Raw genomic sequence first — 22,581 nt, 5'->3', positions numbered from 1 at the left:
TTTGTCCCTCAGCCCGCCGGTCCGGCACCGGCAAGCGTCTCCCCGGTGATCATGTTGATCACCGCGTCGGGACTTGTCTTGTTGCGTGCGACATCGCCCGCCACGACGCCTTGCCGGATCACCACGATCCGGTCGGCGACCTGAAAAGCCTGCTGCATGATATGGGTGATGATGACGACGCCGATGCCCTGGCTCGCCACCTGGCGGATCATGTCGAGGCCGCGCCGCGTCTGCTCGACGCCAAGTGCGGCGAACGGTTCGTCGAGCAGCACCAGCTTGCCGCCCCAGTGCACGAAGCGGTTGAGTTCGATGGCCTGCCGCTGGCCGCCCGAGAGATGCTCGACATTGGTGCGCAGTGAAGGAATGCGGGTACCGGCGCTGGCCAGCGCTTTCCCGACGACGGCTTCCATGGCACGCTCATCGAGCACGGGAACGCCAAGCACCTTCCTGGTGATCTCGCGGCCCATGAAGAAATTGGCCACCACGTCGACATTGGTGCAGAGCGACAGGTCCTGGTAGACGGTCTCGATACCCGCCGCCTTGGCTTCCGCCGGCGACCGGGCCAGGAACTCCTTGCCCTCGAACAGCATGCGGCCGGAGGTCGGTTCGAGACCGCCCGCAATGATGTTGACCAGCGTCGACTTGCCGGCGCCATTGTCGCCGAGCAACGCTACCACCTCGCCCTTGCCGATGGAAAAGCTGATCCCCTTCAGCGCTTCGATCGCGCCATAGTTCTTGGTCACGTTGTCGAGCACCAGCAGGGGTTCGCTCATGCTGCAATCTCCCCGGTCGAAAGGATGTCGCGGCCGCGCTCGCGTTCGGCGGCGAACATCTGGCCGAAGCGTGGCGACAACACCCCGGAAACGGCGAGTGCCGCCGCGCCGCGCAGCACCGCATGCTGGCCGCCGCTGGCGACGACGACGCGCGGCGTCTTGCGGTCCGCGCGGGCCGAAACCGAATTGTGCAGCGGTTCGGCCGCGTCTGCCAGGCGTTCGAGCAACTCCGATGCCGCCAGGCCGCCGAGCACGACCGTCTCTGGGTCGAAGAGGTTTTCGATGATGGCGATGGTGTTGCGGAAGATCGGGCCGACCTGCGCCACCCAATCGGCGTCATTGCCGGCCCGGCGGCCCCGCGCTTCGAGCGAGAGGTAGCGCTCGAGGCAGCCTCGGTTGCCGCAGGGGCAAAGCTCGCCTTCGGGGACCACGGGAATATGGCCGATCTCGCCCGCATTGCCCCAGGCGCCGCGCAGAACGCTGCCGTCATGCATCATGGCGCCACCAAGCCCAACGCCGAAATAGAGATAATAATAGTCGGAATGGCGGGCGCCGATGCCATAGAGCCGCTCGCCCATCGCGGCGGCGGCCATGTCGCTCTCGAAGAACGCCGGCAATCCCGTCGCGGCCGTCAGCCGCTCACGCAGCGCCACGTGCTTCCAGCCGGTCATCGTGGTCGGGCCGACAAAGCTCATGGAGTCCACGTCGAACGGGCCGGGAAGGGCCATGCCGATGCCGATGACGCGGCCGCCAGGCCGCTTGCCCGTCAGGCCGCGGACCATGGCGCCAATCTGTTCGAACGCATGATCGGGCGCCGGGTTGGGCGCTTCGCGACGTGAACTCTCGATGACGTCGCCGCTGAGATTGATCAGTGCGGCGTCTATTCCAAGCGGCGTCAGGTGGATGCCGACGGCATAGCCGCCTTCCGGGTTGATGCGCAGCGTCGCCGGTGGCAGGCCACGGCCCTTCGGCTCTTCGCGCACGGACAGGATATAGCCCTGTTCCTCCAGTTCGCGAACGATGGTCGATACGGTCTGGACGGTGAGCCCGACATGCCTGGCGATGTCGCCACGGGCGATCGGGCCATGACGGCGGATGGACTCAAGTACGATGCGCCGATTGTACGGCCGCCCGAACTCCTGATTGGTCCCTCGCAATGCCATGCCTTGCGCCCCTGCTTGACGTGAGGTTCGCATCAAATATTTATTCAGTCAAATGGAATTCAAAAATGACCCGGCACGCGGACCGAAGCTGCCGACTCCACGGCTTCTCACCTTTGATGTGGATTAGGGATGAGACTAAGAAGCGACGGTTTGCGGTCCTGCCGTTGGCGGATGGCCGTCAGCAGTTTGACGACGTGCGGAGACTGCTTGGCGAGGGAGAGGCGTGGCTGGCCGGTGGTCCCGATTCACCCCCCGGCGGGCGGTTGCACTTGCTAAAGATATTGCGCGACTTTCCTGCCGAGGGTCAGGAAGCGCAGCGGATCGATCGCCTCGCCATTGTGCCGCACTTCATAATGCAGATGCGGGCCGGTCGAGCGTCCGCTGCTGCCGGTCTTGCCGATGACGGCGCCGGCATCCAGTTTCTCGCCGACTGTCACGTCGATTTCGCTCAGATGCCCGTAACGGGTGGCAAAGCCGTTGCCGTGATCGACTTCCACCATGCGGCCATAGCCGCCGTTCCAGCCGGCCTTGGTCACGATGCCGGGCGCGGTGACCTTGGCGGGCATGCCGATGGGCGCCCTGAAGTCCATTCCCGAATGCAGCGCGGCGGTGCCGAGAAGGGGATCGGTACGCACGCCGAACGGGCTGGTGACGGAATGGCCAGGGGCGGGATTGGCGAGCGGCAGCCGGCGCGCTTCCTTTTTCAGCTGATCGAGCGTGTCCAGCGCCTCGTCCAGTTCCTTGACCTTGCTGTCGAAGATCATCGAGGAGTCGAGCGGGATCAACGGTCCGCCGACATCGCTTTCGTTCTTGCCGAAATCGCTGTCGACCGGCAGTCCGGCCGCCTGCAGCGCCTGCTGGATGGCATCTGCGCTTTTGTAGGCGTTGTCCGCGAGCGTGCTGATGCGGCTGAGCTGATCATTCTCGATGGATTTCAGCGACTGGTTGATCGAGACGAACAGCTTGTCGGCACGATCGGCGGATGAATCGCTGGGCAGCGGATCGGCGCGGGTCGACCACAAGGAGAAGGGCCTCGTGTCGGCGCTGCCGAGGTCGGCGCCCAGGCCGGCGACCGCGTAGGTCTGCGCGGGCTGGTTGATGCTGCCGGTCACCTCGGCGCGCTTGTCCGGCTTGGCGGTCGCGGCCGGATCTTCCGCGGGCACCGTTCCGACGTCGTTCTCGGCACGTTCGAACAGCGGGCCGAGACGGCCATGCCGCTGGCTGAGCTGTGTCTGGCGCTGAAGCAGTTCGCTGACCTTGGTTTCCATCAATTGCTGGTCGAGCAACTGCCTGCTGGTGATGCGGTCTACCTGGGCGCGAAGCGCCGAAATGCGGTCCTCGTAAGCCTGCTGCATCCGCGCCTGGCGCGCGGTGGTGGCGCCGATCAGGTCGTCACGCAGCACAAGATAGGATGTGGCCAGGAGATAGCCGATGGCAATGGCGGCGAGTCCCGAACCGATGAATGCCGCGAGCCAGGGCCGTATCGTGAAGTGCCTGATCTCGTTACCCCGTGCGATGATGACCGTATGGAGTTCCTTGCGCCTGCCGAAGACTGCGGACTGACCGGTTACGTTCACGGGACCAAGCTTTCGTTTACGACACCACGACAGCCTGACTACACATTATTAGGGTTAACAAAGGCTTGCCTTATCCGCTGCGTCGCGCCGAATGCAGGCAGCGCGCGCAAGAGGTTGCATGAAAACCGCCGGGGTACGGCCGCCATGTCGCGAAATCGTTGGTGATGAGCACCAATGCTCCGCCAGCAGTGGCCTGTCGCCCGCAGAGCAAGACTTGGGTTTCTTAACTGTCTTCGATTGCGATTAATTGACGTTTTTCGAGTAAAGGCGTGCTGGTACTTCGGATTCACCGTGGCGGTAGGGATGCTGAACGATCTGATTGGCAAGATCCTCGACAAGATTTCGGCCACCAGTCTGCTGGCGACCGGGCTTTTGCTGCTGACTGCCCTTGTCAGCGCACTCGTGGCCTATTGGCGCACGGTCGAGGAGAAGAGCTGGAAGGAGTTCTTCGAGTTCGTCATCCCGCATGAGGTCATCACCCATCCCTCGGCGAAGGCCGACCTGCTGTTCTGGGTGACGAAGAAGGCCCTGATGCCTTTCCTGATGCTCCCCGCCGGAATCGTTTTCGTCACGGCGGTGGGCTACGGGACCAACTGGCTGTTTTCGACACTGTTCCAGTTTCAGCCGCCTCTGATCGAGGGGCCGGCAGGGCCGGTGACGGTGCTGATCTTCACCGTCAGCATGCTGCTCGCCTACGACATCTCCTATTATCTCTATCACGTCGCCCAGCATCGCTACCCGCTGCTTTGGGAACTGCACAAGGTGCATCACTCGGCCGAGGTGATGGTCGGGATCACCAAAGACAGGGTCCATCCGCTGGACGAGTTGATGAACCGAGCCTGGGACGGCCTCATCGTGGGGCTGTGCTTCGGCATCTGGTCGCTCATTTCGCTGAACCTTGTCGAACTGACCGTCTTTGGCGTCAACGTCTATGTCATGCGTAACATACTGATGATGGATTTCGTCAGGCACACGCATTTCAAGATCTCGTTCGGCCCGCTCAACAATTTGATCCTGTGTCCGCATTGGCACCAGTTGCATCACAGCGTCGATCCGCGCCACTACGACAAGAATTTCGGGCTGCTCTTCTCGTTCTGGGATCGGCTCTTCGGAACATTGTGTGTGCCAAGGCCCGACGAGGACTTCAAGTTCGGGCTGGTCGACCGCGATGTGCGTGACTACCAGTCGCTCGCCGGGCTCTACGTCATGCCGTTGAAGCGGATGTGGGGGCATATCGCCAGGCGCATGCGGCCAGGAAAGCCGCGGCCAAGAACCGCGCGGTCATCGGAAGGAACACGGCCATGAACGCTCCCGTTGTGCTCGCGATCCCGCGGACACGCACCTTCGAAGTCGTGACATCGGCGGTGCGCCTGGCCGAGATCGCACCGGCCTGGAGTGCGCTCTGGCAGCGGGCTGGCGGGCTTGTCTTCCAGCATCCGAACTGGGTTGCGGCCTGGTGGCGCACCACCCCGCATCAGGAGCGGCGCGCGCTCAGGATCGGGCTTGCCTGGAACGGTGACCGGCTCGATGGCGTGATAGCGCTCGCGACCTTCAGGCGCTCCGGCATCCGCATGCTCGAATGGGCGGCGAAGGATCACAGTGACTATGGCGACGCGCTGGTTGCACCCGACAGCGACCCGCGAGCGATCTCCGGCCTTTGGCAGTATGTTTTTGACCAGGGCGGCTTCGACCTGATCTATCTCAACCGTCTGCTGCCGGATGCCGGTGTTCATGCCCTGTTGGGACCGGCCCATGGCAAGGCGCTTCGGCGCAACCACCGCACTGAAATCAGCTATCGTGTTGCGGGTCCCTGGCAACGTGGGGCGGAATGGTTCGAGACGTTGTCCAAGAAGGGCCGGCAGAACTATCGTCGTGGCCGCAAGTCCATGGAAGAGAGCGGTGCATTGCGTTTCCGGCTCCTGGATGCGGAGGACCCGCGCGAGCCGGTGCTCGAGCGGGTCGCGACGTTGAAGCGCCTCTGGCTCGCCCGGCATGGTCGCGCCTCGGATCTATTCGATAAGGGCTCGCCAGTTCTCTCCGCGCTTATTTCGGTGCTTGCCGACCTCGGGCTGTTGCGCATCTTCGTGCTGGAGCTTGACGACACGATCGTCGCCGTCTCGATCAATTTCGAGCAGCACGGCACGATGATGGCTTTCGTCACCACCTACGATCCCGAATATGAGCGCGGCTCGCCGGGTATGGTACTGATGATGGACTATATCCAGTGGTCGTTCGACCGCGGCCTTGGCACAATTGATTTTCTCTGCGGCGGCGAGGATTTCAAGCGGCGCTTCGCCACGCAATCAGTCACGCTGTCATCAATGATGGGCGCGCGCGGCCTGCGTGGTCATCTCGCCGCGCTGGCCGATCATGTGAGCCATGTTTCGAAATCCTGGAGGACTGGGCGGCAGCCGAAGGCCGAGGCACCTGACGAGTAGCGACCATAATTGTCGATTGCTTTGGTGGGCTTCGGCGACGCTCAAAGCTCGCGAACAGCTTCCAGCACTGCCTCGGCATGGCCCTTGACCCGGACCTTGCGCCAAATCCTGGCGATCCGCCCGTCACGGCCGATCAGGAACGTCGCGCGCTCGACACCCATGTATTTGCGGCCATACATCGATTTCTCGACCCATAGATGGTAGGCCTCGATCACCTTGCGCTCCTCGTCGGCGGCAAGATCGATGGTGAGATCGTATTTCGACTTGAACTTGTCGTGTTTCTTGGCGCTGTCGGGCGACAGGCCAATGACGACGGCGCCGGCCTTCTCGAATTCCGGCTTCAGCTGTGAGAAGCTAATCGCCTCTTGCGTGCAGCTTGTCGTGTCGTCCTGCGGATAGAAATAGAGCACGACCGGCTTGCCGGCGGATGCGGCCAGGCTGAGCGATCCGCCGCCGTCCCGCGGCAGAGCGAATTGCGGCGCGGGATCGCCTACTTCCAGGTCAGCCATATCGATGCCCTTGTTTAAGGTTACGCGCGAAGCCACACCGATATAGTGTCGAGCGGGGATTCGTCCACGAGCGAGTTTGTACAACGGAAGATTGCGTGGATCAGGACCAACCGCAGCACGAGAAGATCCGGTTCAGGCGGGACGAAATCACCGACCTGGGAGCCTTGCCGTCCGCGTGCCGCGTCCCGCCTCTCGGCCAGGCGGCGATCGGCCGCGGCTTTCGCATCCTTTCGCGCGTGTTTGCCGGCGTGGTCGCATTCATGCTGCTGGCCGCGGTCGCCGTCTATCTCATCGGCCTTTCCGGCATCGGGTCGGACAGGCTGCGCGTCGAGGCGGAGAGCGCCATAGAGAGGCTGGCGGGCGTCGACGTCAATGTCGCGGTCGGGCCAGCCCGCATCACTCTCGACAGTTCGAGTTTCGTCGCCCTCCAGGTGAGCGATGTCAGCCTGAAGACATCAGACGGCAAACCGATGGCGGATGCCGGTCGTGTACGCTTTGGCGTGCGTCTCGTGCCGCTGCTATGGGGTGAGGTGCGGTTGACCAGCGCCAGGATCTCCGATGCCCGCATCGTCATGGCGGCGATGCCGTCCGGCGGCGACTGGACCGCGGCGCTGCGCAACGAGAACGGCCTCGTCGATCCGGAAAAACTGTCGGACGCGGTGTTCGGCAACATCCATCGCGCGCTCGACGCCGTGCGGGAGGATTCGATGCGCCGCATCGATCTCAGCAATGTCGAGTTCGTGCTGCCCGACGCCGGATCGATCAGACTGGTCAAGATCGCCGACGCCACCGTCGTTCAGTCGGGGCCGGGCGGCATGGAGTTTACCTCCGAGGCGGATGTCGACGGCAGGACAGTCACCGTTGCCGCCTCCGCCACCCGCGATATCGCCGCGCATCGGGTGATAAGCCTGGATGCCAGCATCAATCTGGCGGATGCCGGTGATACTGCTGGCGGCTCCGGCAGGCTTGGTGCCGTCGCATTGAAGCTGACAGGATCGGAAGGCTCAGGTGCCACCGCATCACGCTTGATGGCCGCCCTTTCGTCCACCGGGTCGGTGCTGGATCTTGGCACGCGCGGGCTGCTGCCGGCGGATGCCGATGTCAATGCGACGCTGGTCCACGGCTCCAACAAGATCCAGGTGGACAGGTTGCTGCTGAAAACTGGCCGGTCTTCATTCGATTTCGGCGGCTCGATCGGGCCAAAACCGGCAACCGGGGTGGCGGGCGAGGAACCCTCCTACCGTTACGACCTGACCAGCGACGGTTCGACCTTGGCGCCGTCGGAATCGCCTGAGCCCGCGTTGATCTTCCTGGCGCGGATCGCCGGCGTCTACCAGCCGCAAAGCCGTAAACTGGTGGCCGAGCAGATCGCGGTTCGGTCCGCCGGTTCCGGCGAGGTGCTTGGCACCGCGGCGATGCAATTCGTCGACGGCAAGGCTCCTGGGATCAATCTGGCGCTCAACATCCATGACATGCCGGTCTCGCATGTCAAACAGCTGTGGCCGTGGTTTTCGGCGCGCAATGCGCGGCTCTGGTGTCTGGACAACCTGTTCGGCGGCCGTGTGGTCGACGCCAATCTCCAGTTCCAGGTGGTGCCGGACCGCCTCGGCAATGGCGTGCCGCTTTCAGCCGACGAGGTCTTTGGCCGCTTCCAGATCGAGGGGGCGCGTTTCGACACGGCCGGCCGCATTCCGCCGATACGCGACGCGGTGGGCGTCGTCGGATTCCACGGCAACGACGTCGATATTTCGTTGTCGTCGGGCACCGTCTTCATGCCCAGTGGCCGCGTGGTGGCGGCCAGCAACGGGACACTGGCCGTGAAGGCAGCCAACCGCCCGCCGGTCATCGGCGCTCTCGATATCGACGTTGCCGGCGATGCGTCAGCCGTCGCCGAACTTGCATCCTACGAGCCGATCAATGCCATGCGCCATGTCGGCATTCTGCCCGAGGACCTTTCCGGCGGCGTCACCGGCCATGTCAAGGCGGACATTCCGCTGCAGTCGGGCGTCGACACCGCGAAGCTCGATTGGCTGGTGTCTCTCGACTACACCGGCCTGTCCTTGGCCAAGCCGTTCGAGGGACAGGCCGTGACCGATGCCGATGGCTCGATCACCGTCGACCCGCAAAAGGCTGTCATTTCGGCCAAGGCATCGCTGAATGGCATTCCGGCCGAACTCGATCTCGTCGAGCCGCTGGCGGATGACGGGCCGGCGCGCAGCCGCAAGGTAGCCCTGGTGCTCGACGACAAGATCCGCGCCGCCGCCATGCCCGGCTTGACGCCGCTGCTTGGCGGAACGGTGAAGGTCGCGATCGACAAGAGCGGCAGCGGCAACCAGAATGTCTCGGCCGACCTGACCAATGCCAGGCTGGACATTCCCTGGGCCGGCTGGAGCAAGGGGACGGGGGTTCCCGCCAGGGCCACATTCGTCATGACCAAGTCCGGCGACACCACGACCCTGTCCGACTTCGAACTCGACGGCAAGACGTTCTCCGTCGACGGCAGCATCGTGCTGGTCAACGGCGCCTTGTCTTCGGCCAAGTTCAGCAAGGTCACCTTGAACAGGGGCGACGACGTGGCGGTTTCGGTGAAGCGATCGGGCAAGAGCTATGCGGTCGACATCACTGGCAACGCGCTTGATGCTCGTTCGCTCATCAAGCAGTTCACGTCCGACGTGGACACCGCAACCAAGACGACGGGAACAGACAACATTTCCGTCAGCGCCGATGTCGATCAGCTGACCGGTTTCCACGATGAGCAACTGTCCAACCTGAAGCTCGACTACAGTGCGGCTGGTTCAAGGGTCAACGGACTGAAGGTCAGCGCGACGGCGAGTTCCGGCGCAGCCATCGCCATCAGCAACACCACCGGCGACGGCAGGCGCTCGCTCAACGTGCAGTCGGCGGACGCCGGCGCCATCCTTCGGTTCCTCAACATCTATGAGCACATGGAAGGCGGGTCGATCACGCTGGCGCTGACGGGGGCCAGCGACGGACCGATGAAGGGCAAGGTCGACACCAGCAACTTCTTCATCGTCAACGAACCCAAGCTCGCCTCCATCGTCTCGACCACGCCGGCCGGCGACAGCCGCAGCCTCAACCAGGCGGTGAAGGGCAAGCTCGACACGTCGAGGGTGAAATTCGAACGTGGTTACGCCGAGATCGACAAGGGCAGCGGCTATCTGAGGCTGACCAATGGCGTGCTGCGTGGCCCGCGCATCGGCACGACGTTCCAGGGCATCCTCTACGACCAGAACAACAATATGGACATGACCGGCACCTTCATGCCGGCCTACGGCCTCAACCGCATTTTCGGCGAACTGCCCATCGTCGGCGCGCTTCTGGGCAATGGCCGCGACCGCGGCCTGATCGGCGTCACGTTCCGGCTCAGGGGCAATGCCAACAAGCCGGTGCTCGACGTCAACCCGCTGTCGGTAATCGCGCCGGGGATATTCAGGTCGATCTTCGAATACCGGTGAGGGGTACTCAGGCCGGTCTCACCAGGATGTGTTTTTTCCTGCCCAATGAAAGCTTTACGACATTTTCCGGACTCAAATCCTGAAGCGTGACCAGTCGACGGTCGTCGCTTACCGGCTGGTCGTTCAGGCGCACGGCGCCACCCTGGATGTGCCGCCGTGCCTCGCCATTGGATGAAGCCAACCCCGCGCTGACCAATAGCGACAGGATGCCGACGCCGGTTTCGAGCGCGGCCTTGTCCGTCTCGACGGTCGGCAACGTGTCGGCGAGCGCGCCTTCCTCGAAGGTCTTGCGCGCCGTCTCGCTGGCCTGTTCGGCGGCCGCGCGGCCATGCAGATGAGCGGTGATCTCGGTAGCGAGGATCTTCTTTGCCTCGTTGATCTCGGAACCGCCCAGCCGCTCGAGCTGTGCGACCTCTTCCAAAGGCAGCGTGGTGTAGAGTTTCAGGAACCGGGCAACGTCGGCATCCTCGGTATTGCGCCAGTACTGCCAGAACTCGTAGGGGCTCAGCATCTCCGGATCGAGCCAGACCGCGCCCGATGCCGACTTGCCCATCTTGGCGCCGGACGAGGTGGTGAGCAGCGGCGTCGTCAGTGCGTAGAGTTGCGTATCCTCCATCCGGCGGCCGAGATCAATGCCGTTGATGATGTTGCCCCATTGGTCGGAGCCGCCCATCTGCAGGCGGCAGCCGAGGCGCTTGTAGAGTTCGACGAAATCATAGGCCTGCAGGATCATGTAGTTGAATTCGAGGAACGACAGCGATTGCTCGCGATCAAGCCGCAATTTGACGGAATCGAAAGCAAGCATGCGGTTGACGGAAAAGTGCCGCCCGACATCGCGTAGGAAATTGACGTAGTTGATCTCCATCAGCCAGTCGGCATTGTTGATCATGACCGCGTCGTTCGGACCGCCGCCGAATTTGAGGTAGGGCATGAAGTTGCGGCGGATACCGGCGAGATTGGCGTCGATATCCGCAGGCGTCAAAAGCTTGCGCGCCTCGTCCTTGAAGGAGGGGTCGCCGATCATCGACGTGCCGCCGCCCATCAGCGCGATCGGCCGGTGGCCGGTCTGCTGCAGCCAATGCAGCATCATGATCTGGATCAGCGAGCCGGCATGCAGGCTCTTGGCCGTGGCGTCGAAGCCGATATAGGCCGTCACCGTTTCCTTGGCGAAAATAGTGTCGAGACCGGCATCATCCGAGGTCTGGTGGATGAAACCGCGCTCGCTCATCGTGCGCAGGAAATCGGATTTGAAGGCAGGCATGTTTTCTTTCCCGAAGCGTACGCCACGGTCCGTGGCGGGCATATGTGAACGCGCGCGTTTAGCACCCAAGCGCGATCAGCAAAAGTGGATTCCGGTTTTGCGCCGGATCGCGCGCCAACCAAGAGTTGGCGATCAGCAAAAGCGGATTCCGGTTTTGCGGCCGCGCGGATGGTGCCAGCGGCGGTCCGGCCGCAATGCTTGCTTCATCGTTTCGGCTGGCGTAATGAGGCGCCGCGCCACAAGGTTCTAACAGTCCACGACCTCAAGCGGCACCGCACGGCATCCATAAAATGCCATATCCGACGACAGAGCCCCGACGCGACATGCCGGACGCATTGATATCCATTGTCATTCCTTGCAGGAACGAGGCGGCAAACCTGCCACTGCTGATCGACGAGATCGAGGCGGCGATGGCCGGCCGCGACTTCGAGTTGATCATCGTCAATGACGGCTCGACCGACGAGACGGCTGCCGTGCTCGCCGAACAGGCGGCGCGACGCCCGTTTCCGCTACGCGAATTGCGGCATCGGAAGTCCGCCGGCCAGAGCCTTTCGGTGCGTTCTGGCGCCTGGGCGGCGCGCGGCGGCATCGTCGCGACCATCGACGGCGACGGCCAGAACGATCCGCAGTACATTCCGGTGCTGGTCGATGCGCTGCGCCAAGCCGGGCCCGATTTCGGCGCCGCGCAAGGGCAGCGCCTCAAGCGCCGCGACAGCAAGGTCAAACAATTGGCGTCGCGTTTCGCCAACTGGCTGCGAAACGCCATCCTGCATGACGAGACGCGCGACACCGGCTGTGGCCTGAAGGCGGTTCATACCGATATCCTGCGCAAACTGCCGTTCTTCGACGGCACCCATCGCTTCGTTCCGGCCCTGGTCATCCAGGAGGGGTATCGCGTCGTGCATTGCGACGTCGTCGACCGCTCGCGCCGGCACGGCAAATCGAATTACGGCATTTTCGATCGCGGCCTGCAGGGTGTGCTCGATCTCTGCGGTGTCTGGTGGTTGCGCCGCCGGCGCCGCAGAATGCCAAAAATAGAGGAAATCAAGCGTGTTTAATGTGCTTCAGGAACTGGGAGCCTGGCTTCATCAGGTTTTCATCAAGCAGTTCGATGCGTGGATCCTGCTCGGCTTCGTCGCCCAGTTCTTCTTCACCATGCGCTTCGTCGTGCAGTGGCTGGCCTCGGAAAAGGCCAAGCGCAGCGTCGTGCCGGTGGCTTTCTGGTTCTTCTCCCTGTTCGGCGGCGGCCTGCTTCTGATTTATGCCATCCAGCGCCAGGATCCGGTGTTCATCGCCGGGCAGGCCATGGGCATGTTCATCTACATCAGAAATCTCTGGCTGATCGCCAATGAGCGCAAGGCGGCGATGACCAAGGTCGATTGAGCAACCGCCAAAAAAGAAATGATCGGAGAGACGCAAAAATGGCGTTGAACAGGAACTACATCTTCCTCTTCCTGTTCAGCCTGGTGATGACGGCTTCAGGCTTGGCATCCATGCCGCCAGTCGACCGCGACGAGCCCCGCTTCGTCCAGGCATCCAAGCAGATGGTCGAGAGCGGCGACTATGTCGACATCCGCTTCCAGGAGACCTCGCGCTACCAGAAGCCGATCGGCATCTACTGGCTGCAATCGGCGGCCGTGGCGCTGAGCGGGCAGGGTGCCGAGGCACCGATCTGGGTCTATCGCACGGTTTCGGCACTCGGCATTGCCCTTGCCGTGCTGGCGATCGCCTGGACTGGGACCAATCTTTTCGGTGCCAATGCCGGCCTCGCGGCCGGCCTGGTGATTGCTGCGATCTTCGCCACGGCGTTCGAGGGCCGCGACGCCAAGACCGATGCGATGCTGCTGGCCTGCTGCGTGGCGGCGCAAGGCGCGCTGGCGCAGATTTACCTGGCATCGCGCCGCAATGAAGCGGTCGCCGGCCATCTCTGGTGGATCTTCTGGATCGCGCAAGGGGCGGCGATCCTCATCAAGGGGCCGATTGCGCCGCTGCTGTCCGCGTTGACCATTGCCGTCCTGTTCGCCTTCGAGCGCGACGGGCGTTGGCTGTCGAAGCTTAGGGTTGGGCGCGGCCTGCTACTCGTCTTGGTGATTTCTCTGCCCTGGCTCGCCGCGATCACCTGGAAGAGCCACGGTGCTTTCCTGCAGCAGGCCGTCGGCAAGGACATGCTCGGCAAGGTCGCGTCGGGCGCGGAATCGCACGGCCTGCCGCCCGGCTTCTACATGCTGACCTATTCGCTGTTCATGTGGCCGTTCGGCCTGATCGCGGTAGGCGCTGGCCTGCAGGCCCTCAACCGCATGCGCGATGATGTGAGGCTGCGCTTCTGCCTCGCCTGGTACATTCCGTTCTGGCTCGTTTTCGAACTCATTCCCACCAAGCTGCCGCATTATGTCCTGCCCGCCTATCCCGGCATGGCGCTGCTGATCGGCTGGCTGCTGACATTGCAGCCGCAGGACGCCAATGCGCCGCTCAGTCGCTGGCAGCAATGGTTGTGGTGGTCGACCGCATTCGGTCTTGTCGTGGTCAGCCTGGGCCTGGCGGCGGTCTGCATCGGAGCGCCAATCTACCTCACCCACACTTTCTCCTGGTGGAGCATTCCAGCGGCCGCGGCCGCACTTGGCGCGGGCTATTTCGCGTTTTCGCGGCAGTTACAGGTGCCGCTGCCCCGCATCGGCGCCACCGCCGCCTGTGCGGGCATCGCCTACGCCTTGCTGTTCGGCGTCATCGCCCCGTCCCTGAAGCCGATCTGGCTGAGCCCGGCAATCAGGGACGCGGTGCGCGCCAACAAACCTTGCGACACGACCGTGCTGGCCTCGGCGCGTTATCAGGAGCCGAGCCTGGTGTTCCTGGTCGGCACCAAAACGGTGCTGACCGATGTCGGGGGCGTGGCGGAACATCTGCTCGCCGATCCCGCTTGCTGCTTGGGCCTGGTGCCGATCGGCGACGAGCAGAAATTGAATGGCATGCTGTCCGTGCAACGCAAGTCGGCGAACCGCCTCGCCGAAGTCGACGGCCTCAACTATTCGTCGGGAGACAAACTGTCGCTCGGTCTCTACCGTATAGCGCAATGACTTCGATGATGGGGTCGAGTTCCCAATGCTCGTGAAATCGCAGCCTCCAGTTTCCAGATCGCTTCTCGGGATAGGGCGCCGGTCCCTCGGCAATTTTCGCGACACCCTGCAGATCGCAAGACGGCGCCTTGCCGTTCGCCCCGCTCGCTATCCCAACATCTCATGGTGGGCGTGGGGCCTTGTCTGGGTCTTTCTGACGGCCGCGGCCTTTGTCCGTCTCGATACGCCGGCAGGAGTAGCATATGGCCAGTGGTCGGCGGGCGCCGCCAGGCTTGCCGAGTTCTTCACGCAGTTCGGACTGGGCGGCTGGTATCTCATCCCGTCCGCGCTGCCGCTTGTCGCGGCCAATCTAACGGATTGGCGAAGCCTTTCGCGGCGCGCGCTGATGCTGGTCTACAGTTGGACCTGCCTGGCTTTCCTGGTGCTGAGCGCCGTTGGCCTGTCCGGCCTGACCGTCAATGTCCTCAAATATGCCATTGGCAGGGCTCGCCCGCTCTACTTCCAGGATTTTGGCGTCCTTGCACTGCACCCCTTTGCCTTCGATGCGCGCTTTGCTGGCTTTCCGTCCGGCCACGCCACGACGATGGGCGCCGTGTTCGGCATCCTGCTGCTTTTGTTTCCGCGGCGTTGGTATATCGCCCTTGTGGTCACGGCCTGCATCGCCTCGACCAGGATCTTCGTCGGTGCGCACTATCCAAGCGACACCGTCGCCGGCTTCGGCCTCGGCTGTGCCTTCGCGCTGGTGTGCGGACTGGTCTTTGCCAGGCTCGGTTTCATCTTCAGGCCGGCACCTTCAGGATTGCCGGTCCGCAAGCCATCGTTCCGGCTTATTGCCCCGGAAAAATAGGTCGCTACCGGACCGTCCGCACCGCGGCGGCCTCATGTCGAGGAGGCGAGCCTTGCCCGCCCGCTCATAGCCCGGGGATACGGATGGCCTGATGTTTTAGCGCAGCCGCTTCGGCCTCGGATCGGACAATTCTCCCGCCAGCCGGCGATCGAGATAGTCGGCGCATTCTTCGATCAGCACATCGGCGTCGTTGGCGAAGAAATGGTTGGCGCCGGGCAGGGTCTTCTGCGTGATGGTGATGCCCTTTTGCGTGTGAAGCTTGTCGACCAGGCCTTGCACATCCTTCGGCGGCGCCACCTTGTCGGCATCGCCATGGATGATCAGACCCGAGGACGGGCAGGGCGCCAGGAAGGAGAAATCATAGGTGTTGGGCTGCGGCGCGATCGAGATGAAGCCCTCGATCTCGGGCCGGCGCATCAGGAGCTGCATGCCGATCCACGAACCGAAGGAATAGCCGGCCACCCAGCAGCTCTTGGAATCCGGATGCAGCGACTGCACCCAGTCGAGTGCGGCCGCCGCGTCCGACAACTCGCCGGTGCCGTGGTCGAACTCGCCCTGGCTGCGGCCGATGCCGCGGAAATTGAAGCGCAGCGTGGTGAAATCGCGCTTCTGGAACATGTAGAAGAGGTCATAGACGATCTTGTTGTTCATCGTACCGCCGAACTGCGGGTGCGGATGCAACACGATGGCAATCGGCGCGCTCTTTTCCTTCGAGGGCTGGTAGCGTCCCTCCAGGCGGCCGGCCGGACCGGTAAAAATGACCTCAGGCATGAAATACTCCACGTGACATATACAAATGCGCGGCGCCCGGAACTCTTGCTCTGGCCCCGCTTCCACAGACCTTGACGCAGGGCGAGCGTCTTCCTAGAAGCTAGTTTAGAATTGTTCAAAACTGGGTGGCCGAAACGCAATCGCCCGGTCGCACTCGCCGCAAGCCGCGTAAATAGGACGGCTTGCCTTGGAATTTCAAGGAAATAACGCCATACGTCGGCGGAATGGCTTTTGACGGGAAGAACTGGACGAAAATGGCCGCGATACGCGCCTATCTGGACTATAATGCCAGCGCGCCGCTGCTTTCAGCCGCGCGCGAGGCCATGGTCGCGGCGTTTGACGCAGCCAACCCCTCGTCGGTCCATGCCGAGGGGCGCGCCGCGCGCAGGCTGGTCGACAATGCCAGGCGCGACGTGGCGGCACTGGTCAACAGCAAGGCCGAACATGTCGTCTTCACCTCGGGTGCGACCGAGGCCGCCTCGACGCTGCTGACGCCGGACTGGCAGATGGGGCGCGGCGCCATTCGCATGAGCCGGCTCTACGTGTGCGAGGCCGACCATCCGTGCCTGCTGAATGGCGGACGCTTTCCGGCAAACCTGGTGACGCGGATCGGTGTCGGCGCTGATGGCATCGTCAGTCTCGACGCCTTGACGGCTGCGCTCGGCGGTCACGATAAGGCCGATGGCTTGCCGTTGGTCGCGATCCACGCCGCCAACAACGAAACCGGCGTCATCCAGCCGATCGACCGCATCGCGGAGATCGTCGGGGCGGCGGGCGGCATTCTTGTCGTCGATGCCGTTCAGGCCGCGGGCCGCGTTTCCATCGATATGTCGGCTGGATACGCCGACTATGTGATTCTGTCCTCGCACAAGATCGGCGGCCCCAAGGGCGCCGGCGCCATCGTTGCCGCTGCCGACCTGATGATGCCGAAGCCGCTGATCAATGGCGGCGGCCAGGAAAAGGGCCACCGTGGCGGCACCGAGAACTTGCCTGGCATCGCCGGTTTTGGCGCCGCCGCGCGCGAAGCGCTGGCCGGGCTGAAGGCCATCGGTGCCGTGCGTCGGCGTCGCGATGAGCTCGAAACGTCAATCAAGACGCTGGTGCCGGACGTGGAAATCTTCGGAGCCGGCGCGCCAAGGCTTGCCAACACGACATTCTTCGCCATTCCCGGCGTCAAAGCCGAAACCGCCCAGATCGCCTTTGATCTGGGGGGCGTGGCGCTTTCCGCCGGTTCCGCGTGCTCGTCGGGCAAGGTCGGGCCGAGCCATGTGCTGAAGGCCATGGGACACGGCGACAGCCTTGGTGCCTTGCGCGTATCGGTCGGTGCCGCGACCGCCGACGTGGATATCGAACTGTTCCGCACCGCGCTGGCAAGCATCGCCGCGCGTCGGGCGGGTAGAGAGAAGGCCGCGTAGCGGTTGGAGCATCGGACCGGGAAATCCGATGCTTGAGAAAAAGGATCAGGCTTCGGCCTGGTAGAGCCGTGCGTTTTATGCTGGCCGGGTGAATTTCCGGTCGAGGCGCACTATATGAAACTTACGCTGCCGCGGACGCTGCTCGGGCGTCCATTCGGCGGTGCCATAGTTTGAAAACTGTCGGGCCTTGACCCCGGCGTGGATGGAGAACGCATATGCCTGCTGTGCAGGACACGATCGATCGGGTCCGAAAGATCGACGTCGACCAATACAAATACGGATTCCAGACCGAGATCGCTGTCGACAAGGCTCCCAAGGGCCTGAGCGAAGACATCATCCGCTTCATTTCGGCCAAGAAGGACGAGCCGTCCTGGATGCTGGAATGGCGGCTCGAAGCCTATCGCCGCTGGCTGACGCTGGAAGAGCCGACCTGGGCGCGCGTCAACTATCCCAAGATCGATTTCCAGGACATCTACTATTACGCGGCGCCCAAGAGCACGCCCGGACCGACTTCGCTCAGCGACGTCGATCCCGAGATCTTGAAAGTCTACGAGAAGCTCGGCATTCCGTTGAAGGAGCAGGAAATCCTCGCCGGCGTGCAGAAGACCGACGCCTCGGAGCTCGAGGAAGTCAGCGACAATGTCTACAAATCGGGCCGCGTCGCCGTCGACGCCGTGTTCGATTCCGTGTCCGTCGTCACCACCTTCAAGAAGGAGCTGGCGCAGGCCGGCGTCATCTTCTGCTCGATCTCCGAAGCGATCCGCGAGCATCCGGAACTGGTCAAGAAATATCTCGGCTCGGTCGTGCCGACCTCCGACAATTTTTACGCCACGCTGAATTCGGCCGTGTTCACCGACGGCTCGTTCGTCTTCGTGCCCAAGGGCGTGCGCTGCCCCATGGAGCTGTCGACCTATTTCCGTATGAACGAGAAGAACACCGGCCAGTTCGAGCGCACGCTGATCATCGCCGAGGAGGGGGCCTACGTCTCCTATCTCGAGGGCTGCACGGCGCCGCAGCGCGACGAGAACCAGTTGCATGCCGCTGTGGTCGAACTGGTCGCGCTCGACGACGCCGAGATCAAATATTCAACGGTGCAGAACTGGTACCCCGGCGACGCCGAGGGCAAGGGCGGCATCTACAACTTCGTCACCAAGCGCGGTGACTGCCGTGGCCATCGTTCGAAGATATCGTGGACGCAGGTCGAGACCGGTTCGGCGATCACCTGGAAATATCCGAGCTGCATCCTGCGCGGCGACGATTCCTCGGGCGAGTTCTATTCGATCGCCGTGTCGAACGGCTACCAGCAGGTCGATAGCGGCACCAAGATGATCCATCTCGGCAAGAACACGTCGAGCCGCATCATCTCCAAGGGCATCGCCGCCGGCTTCTCGCAGAACACCTATCGCGGCCAGGTTTCGGCGCACCGCAAGGCGACCAATGCCCGCAACTTTACCAATTGCGACTCACTGCTGATCGGCGACCAGTGCGGCGCGCACACTGTGCCTTACATGGAAGCCAAGAACTCGACGGCGCAGTTCGAGCATGAGGCGACGACGTCGAAAATATCAGAGGACCAGAAGTTCTACGTCATGCAGCGCGGCATCCCGGAAGAGGAAGCCATCGCGCTGATCGTGAACGGCTTCGTCAAGGATGTCATCCAGCAGCTGCCGATGGAGTTTGCCGTAGAGGCGCAGAAGCTGATCGGCATCTCGCTGGAAGGCTCGGTGGGCTGACCGGCCCGGACAAATATTCAGGAAACAAAAATGCTTGAGATCAAGAACCTGCACGCCCGCATCGTCGATGACGGCACCGAGATCATTCGCGGCTTGAACCTGACGGTGAAAGCCGGCGAGGTCGCCGCGATCATGGGACCGAACGGGTCGGGCAAATCGACGCTCTCCTACATCCTCGCCGGCCGCGAGGACTATGAGGTGACCGAGGGCGACATCCTCTACAACGGCCAGTCGATCCTCGAAATGGATCCGGCCGAACGCGCCACCTCCGGCATCTTCCTCGCCTTCCAATATCCGATGGAGATACCGGGCGTGGCGACCATGGAATTCCTCAAGGTGGCGATGAACGAGCAGCGCAAGGCGCGCGGCGAGGAACCGCTGAAGATCCCGGAATTCCTGAAGCGGGTGAAGGAAGCCGCCGCCTCGCTCAGCATGGATATGGCGATGCTGAAGCGGCCGCTCAATGTCGGCTTCTCCGGCGGCGAGAAGAAGCGCGCCGAGATCCTGCAGATGAAGCTCCTGGAGCCGAAACTATGCGTGCTCGACGAGACCGATTCCGGCCTCGACATCGATGCGCTGAAGATTGTCTCGGATGGCGTCAACGCACTGCGCTCGCCGGACAGGGCGTTCCTGGTTATCACCCACTACCAGCGCCTGCTCGAACACATCGTGCCTGATAGCGTGCATGTGCTCTACAGGGGCCAGGTCATCAAGTCGGGCGACAAGTCGCTGGCGCTCGATCTTGAAGCGAACGGCTATGCCGGCGTCATCGGGCAAGCCGCGTAACGTGCCAAGTCATTTTGTTCCAGAAGACAGGCGAGACTGATGAATATGCACACACAACCGCAGCGGACACCGGCCGAGACAGCGTTGATCGACGCCTTCGGCGAACGGCTGTCGCTTTTGCCGGGAGACGGCGCGGTGATGCTGAAGCGCGACGACGCCATCGAAGCGGTCAAGCACGGCCTGCCGACGCGGCGCATCGAATCCTGGCACTATACCGACCTGCGCCGGCTGTTGGGTGCGGTGCCGGACTTCGATCCGGCCGCCGCCGCCAAAGCCATCGCGCCAATCGTCGACGGTTCGACGGTTCTGACCCTGTTGAACGGGGTATCAAGCGCCAAGGCGCCGGTCGTCGACGGCGTCAGCGTCCAGCGTCTGTCCGAAAAACTGACCGATGGCAGCATCGCGCCGGGGCTCGATCCCTATGGCAGCGACGATGCCATCGGCGCGCTGAACACGGCCTTCGTTGCCGACGGCTATTTTGTCGATATCGCCGACGGTATTGAACTGGAAAAGCCGATCGAGCTGCAGAACCTGCAGGCCGGTGGCCAGACCCATGTGCGCCTGCCGGTGCGGGTTGGCACCGGCGCCAAGGCGGTCATCGTCGAGCGTCAAGCCGGCGAGGGCGCGGCGCTGACGAGCTCGGTCAGCCAGCTCGTGCTTGGCGCGGGCGCCGAGGTGACCTGGCTGGTCGTCCAGGAGCAGCCGGATACGGCGACACATCTGGGGCAGTTCAAGGCCCATATCGGCAAGGATGCCAAACTGACGCTGTTCGTCATGAACGCCGGCGGCAGGCTGGTGCGCCAGGAAATCATGGTCAAGACGACGGGCGAAGGCGCCGACTTCAAGCTGCGCGGCATCAATCTTCTGGCCGGCGACACCCATACCGACGTCACCATGGTGCTCGACCATACCGTACCGCATACGACATCGACCGAGGTCATCCGCAATGTGGTGACCGGCAAGGCGCGGGGCGTGTTCCAGGGCCGCATCAACGTCCATCAATATGCGCAGAAGACCAACGCCAAGATGGCTTGCAACACGCTGCTTTTGTCGGACGATGGGGAGTTCTCGACCAAGCCGGAGCTCGAGATCTTTGCCGACGACGTCGTCTGCGGCCATGGCGCGACGGTCACCGAGATCGACCACGACCATTTGTTCTACCTGATGGCGCGCGGTGTCGACGAAAAGAGCGCGCGGGGCTTGCTCGTCAAGGCGTTCGTCGCCGAGGTTATCGAGGAACTGGATGACGCAGCGATCGTCGAGGCGCTGGAAGCGCGGCTCGATGAGTGGTTCGTGACGCACGGCTAAATTGGATGGGGCCTGGCTAAGCCACCCCTCATCCGTCTTGGCGCTACGCGCCAATCCACCTTCTCCCACAAGGGGAGAAGGTAAAGCGCTCTTCCTTCTCCCCTTGTGGGGCCTGAAGGGCGGGCGAGGCCAGTGACTCGCCCTGGGCGGTGGCCGCGAAGCGGTCGGATGAGGGGTGCGCGGCAGAATGAGGCGATGAAGTTGTGATGGACCAGAAGATCGAAACCAGCCCCTACGACGTCGAGGCGATCCGCCGTGACTTTCCGATTCTGTCGCGCGAAGTCTATGGCAAGCCGCTCGTCTATCTCGACAACGGCGCCTCGGCGCAGAAGCCGCAGGTGGTGCTGGATACCATCGAGCACGCTTACAGCCAGGAGTATGCCAACGTCCATCGCGGCCTGCATTTCCTTTCCAATGCCGCCACCGACGCCTATGAAAAGGCGCGAGAAACGGTGCGCCGTTTCCTCAACGCGCCAAGCACCGACAACATCGTCTTCACCTCGAACACGACCTCGGCCATCAACACCGTCGCCTATGGCTATGGCATGCCTAATATCGGCGAGGGCGACGAGATCGTGCTGTCGATCATGGAGCACCATTCCAACATCGTGCCGTGGCATTTCATCCGCGAACGCCAGGGCGCCAAGCTGGTCTGGGTCCCTGTCGACGACCTCGGTGTCTTCCACATCGAGGAATTCGAAAAACGCCTGACCGACCGCACCAAGCTAGTCGCCATCACGCAGATGTCGAATGCACTGGGTACGGTGACGCCAATCAAGGAGATCGTCCGGATCGCTCACGCCCGCGGCATTCCGGTGCTTGTCGACGGCAGCCAGAGCGCCGTGCACATGCCCATCGACGTGCAGGATCTCGATTGCGATTTCTTCGTCTTTACCGGCCACAAGGTCTACGGCCCCTCGGGCATCGGCGTGCTCTACGGCAAGAAGGATAGTCTCGCCGGCATGCGGCCCTTCATGGGCGGCGGCGAGATGATCGAGGAGGTGACGGAAGATATCGTCACCTACAACGACCCGCCGCACCGCTTCGAAGCCGGCACGCCGCCGATCGTCCAGGCGATCGGACTGGGTGCCGCGCTCGACTACATGGACACTGTCGGCCGTGAGCGCATCGCGGCACACGAGGAAGACCTCAAGAATTATGCCCATGAGCGCCTGCGCGCCATCAATTCGCTGCGCATCTTCGGTGATGCGCCTGGCAAGGGCGCCATCATCTCCTTCGAACTAAGAGGTATTCATGCCCATGACGTCTCGATGGTGATAGACAGGCAAGGCGTGGCTGTCCGCGCGGGCACCCATTGCGCCCAGCCGCTGTTGAAACGCTTTGGCGTAACCTCCACATGCAGGGCATCGTTCGGCATGTATAATACCAGGGCCGAAGTCGACGCTTTGGCCGAGGCGCTTGAAAAAGCGCGCAAGTTTTTCGGGTGACGACC

Annotated in this window: 18 protein-coding genes; 12 read left to right on the top strand and 6 right to left on the bottom strand. The window is 62.8% G+C overall.

Annotated elements, in window-relative coordinates; genetic code table 11:
* Nucleotides 1-8: 8 nt before the first annotated feature.
* From FJ960_RS15690 to FJ960_RS15680, 3 genes are all read right to left on the bottom strand, one after another.
* Nucleotides 9-773 carry an ATP-binding cassette domain-containing protein gene (locus FJ960_RS15690; protein WP_140715131.1) on the bottom strand — a complete coding sequence of 255 codons (765 nt, stop codon included), beginning with the start codon at nt 771-773 and terminating at the stop codon, nt 9-11.
* Nucleotides 770-1,936: an ROK family transcriptional regulator gene (locus FJ960_RS15685; RefSeq protein ID WP_140715129.1), complete on the bottom strand. Its 1,167-nt coding sequence runs from the start codon at nt 1,934-1,936 to the stop codon at nt 770-772. The genes FJ960_RS15690 and FJ960_RS15685 overlap by 4 nt, the downstream gene beginning before the upstream one ends.
* 272 nt (nt 1,937-2,208) lie before the next feature.
* On the bottom strand, nt 2,209-3,513 hold the full coding sequence (locus tag FJ960_RS15680) for a M23 family metallopeptidase (protein ID WP_140715127.1): 1,305 nt from the start codon (nt 3,511-3,513) through the stop codon (nt 2,209-2,211).
* Nucleotides 3,514-3,816: 303 nt separating this feature from the next.
* On the opposite strand from FJ960_RS15680, the gene FJ960_RS15675 reads away from it, so the two are divergent.
* Nucleotides 3,817-4,818: a sterol desaturase family protein gene (locus FJ960_RS15675; protein ID WP_027143647.1), complete on the top strand. Its 1,002-nt coding sequence runs from the start codon at nt 3,817-3,819 to the stop codon at nt 4,816-4,818.
* Nucleotides 4,815-5,951: a GNAT family N-acetyltransferase gene (locus tag FJ960_RS15670; RefSeq protein ID WP_140715125.1), complete on the top strand. Its 1,137-nt coding sequence runs from the start codon at nt 4,815-4,817 to the stop codon at nt 5,949-5,951. Before FJ960_RS15675 ends, FJ960_RS15670 begins: the two co-directional genes overlap by 4 nt.
* 41 nt (nt 5,952-5,992) lie before the next feature.
* On the opposite strand, the gene FJ960_RS15665 is transcribed toward FJ960_RS15670, so the two are convergent.
* Nucleotides 5,993-6,460, bottom strand: coding sequence for a peroxiredoxin (locus FJ960_RS15665; RefSeq protein WP_140715123.1), 468 nt, complete (start codon nt 6,458-6,460; stop codon nt 5,993-5,995).
* 95 nt (nt 6,461-6,555) lie between these two features.
* Here FJ960_RS15665 and FJ960_RS15660 point away from each other — a divergent pair, with 95 nt between their 5' ends.
* Nucleotides 6,556-9,936 (top strand): DUF3971 domain-containing protein, encoded by a 3,381-nt coding sequence (locus FJ960_RS15660; protein WP_140715121.1) that lies wholly within the window; start codon nt 6,556-6,558, stop codon nt 9,934-9,936.
* Nucleotides 9,937-9,943: 7 nt separating this feature from the next.
* Here the strand turns inward: FJ960_RS15660 and tyrS are convergent, their stop codons facing one another.
* A complete protein-coding gene (gene tyrS / locus FJ960_RS15655; RefSeq protein ID WP_140715119.1) occupies nt 9,944-11,197 on the bottom strand; it encodes a tyrosine--tRNA ligase in 1,254 nt (417 codons plus the stop codon).
* 323 nt (nt 11,198-11,520) lie between these two features.
* Here tyrS and FJ960_RS15650 point away from each other — a divergent pair, with 323 nt between their 5' ends.
* From FJ960_RS15650 to FJ960_RS15635, 4 genes are read left to right on the top strand one after another with little or no spacing between them, the layout of a single operon-like run.
* The gene (locus tag FJ960_RS15650; RefSeq protein ID WP_027143651.1) at nt 11,521-12,255 is read left to right on the top strand and encodes a glycosyltransferase family 2 protein; all 735 of its coding nucleotides are present in this window, start codon (nt 11,521-11,523) and stop codon (nt 12,253-12,255) included.
* Nucleotides 12,248-12,580, top strand: coding sequence for a lipid-A-disaccharide synthase N-terminal domain-containing protein (locus FJ960_RS15645; protein ID WP_140506409.1), 333 nt, complete (start codon nt 12,248-12,250; stop codon nt 12,578-12,580). The genes FJ960_RS15650 and FJ960_RS15645 overlap by 8 nt, the downstream gene beginning before the upstream one ends.
* Before the next feature lie 38 nt (nt 12,581-12,618).
* Entirely contained in the window at nt 12,619-14,268 is a 1,650-nt protein-coding gene (locus tag FJ960_RS15640) for a glycosyltransferase family 39 protein (protein WP_181174251.1), read from the top strand.
* Between the two features lie 25 nt (nt 14,269-14,293).
* Nucleotides 14,294-15,115, top strand: a complete 822-nt coding sequence (locus FJ960_RS15635) for a phosphatase PAP2 family protein (RefSeq protein WP_140715117.1) — start codon at nt 14,294-14,296, stop codon at nt 15,113-15,115.
* 96 nt (nt 15,116-15,211) lie between these two features.
* Here FJ960_RS15635 and FJ960_RS15630 read toward each other — a convergent pair whose 3' ends face one another.
* Nucleotides 15,212-15,886, bottom strand: coding sequence for an alpha/beta hydrolase (locus FJ960_RS15630; protein WP_027028091.1), 675 nt, complete (start codon nt 15,884-15,886; stop codon nt 15,212-15,214).
* Between the two features lie 254 nt (nt 15,887-16,140).
* Here FJ960_RS15630 and FJ960_RS15625 point away from each other — a divergent pair, with 254 nt between their 5' ends.
* The 5 genes from FJ960_RS15625 to FJ960_RS15605 all read left to right on the top strand — a co-directional run bounded on the left by FJ960_RS15625 (nt 16,141) and on the right by FJ960_RS15605 (nt 22,576).
* The gene (locus FJ960_RS15625) at nt 16,141-17,301 is read left to right on the top strand and encodes a cysteine desulfurase family protein (RefSeq protein ID WP_140715115.1); all 1,161 of its coding nucleotides are present in this window, start codon (nt 16,141-16,143) and stop codon (nt 17,299-17,301) included.
* Between the two features lie 215 nt (nt 17,302-17,516).
* Entirely contained in the window at nt 17,517-19,034 is a 1,518-nt protein-coding gene (gene sufB / locus FJ960_RS15620; RefSeq protein WP_027143655.1) for a Fe-S cluster assembly protein SufB, read from the top strand.
* Nucleotides 19,035-19,064: 30 nt separating this feature from the next.
* Complete coding sequence (gene sufC / locus FJ960_RS15615) at nt 19,065-19,820, top strand: Fe-S cluster assembly ATPase SufC (RefSeq protein ID WP_027143656.1); 756 nt, start codon at nt 19,065-19,067, stop codon at nt 19,818-19,820.
* A gap of 39 nt (nt 19,821-19,859) precedes the next feature.
* Nucleotides 19,860-21,128 carry a Fe-S cluster assembly protein SufD gene (sufD, locus tag FJ960_RS15610; protein ID WP_140715113.1) on the top strand — a complete coding sequence of 423 codons (1,269 nt, stop codon included), beginning with the start codon at nt 19,860-19,862 and terminating at the stop codon, nt 21,126-21,128.
* A 206-nt stretch (nt 21,129-21,334) separates the two neighbouring features.
* On the top strand, nt 21,335-22,576 hold the full coding sequence (locus FJ960_RS15605) for a cysteine desulfurase (protein ID WP_140715111.1): 1,242 nt from the start codon (nt 21,335-21,337) through the stop codon (nt 22,574-22,576).
* Nucleotides 22,577-22,581: the final 5 nt, after the last annotated feature.

Source organism: Mesorhizobium sp. B2-3-11 (genome assembly GCF_006442215.1).
GTDB classification, from domain to species: domain Bacteria; phylum Pseudomonadota; class Alphaproteobacteria; order Rhizobiales; family Rhizobiaceae; genus Mesorhizobium; species Mesorhizobium salmacidum.
Note: the sequence above shows the minus strand (reverse complement) of the source record. Positions and strands in the feature narration are given on the sequence as shown.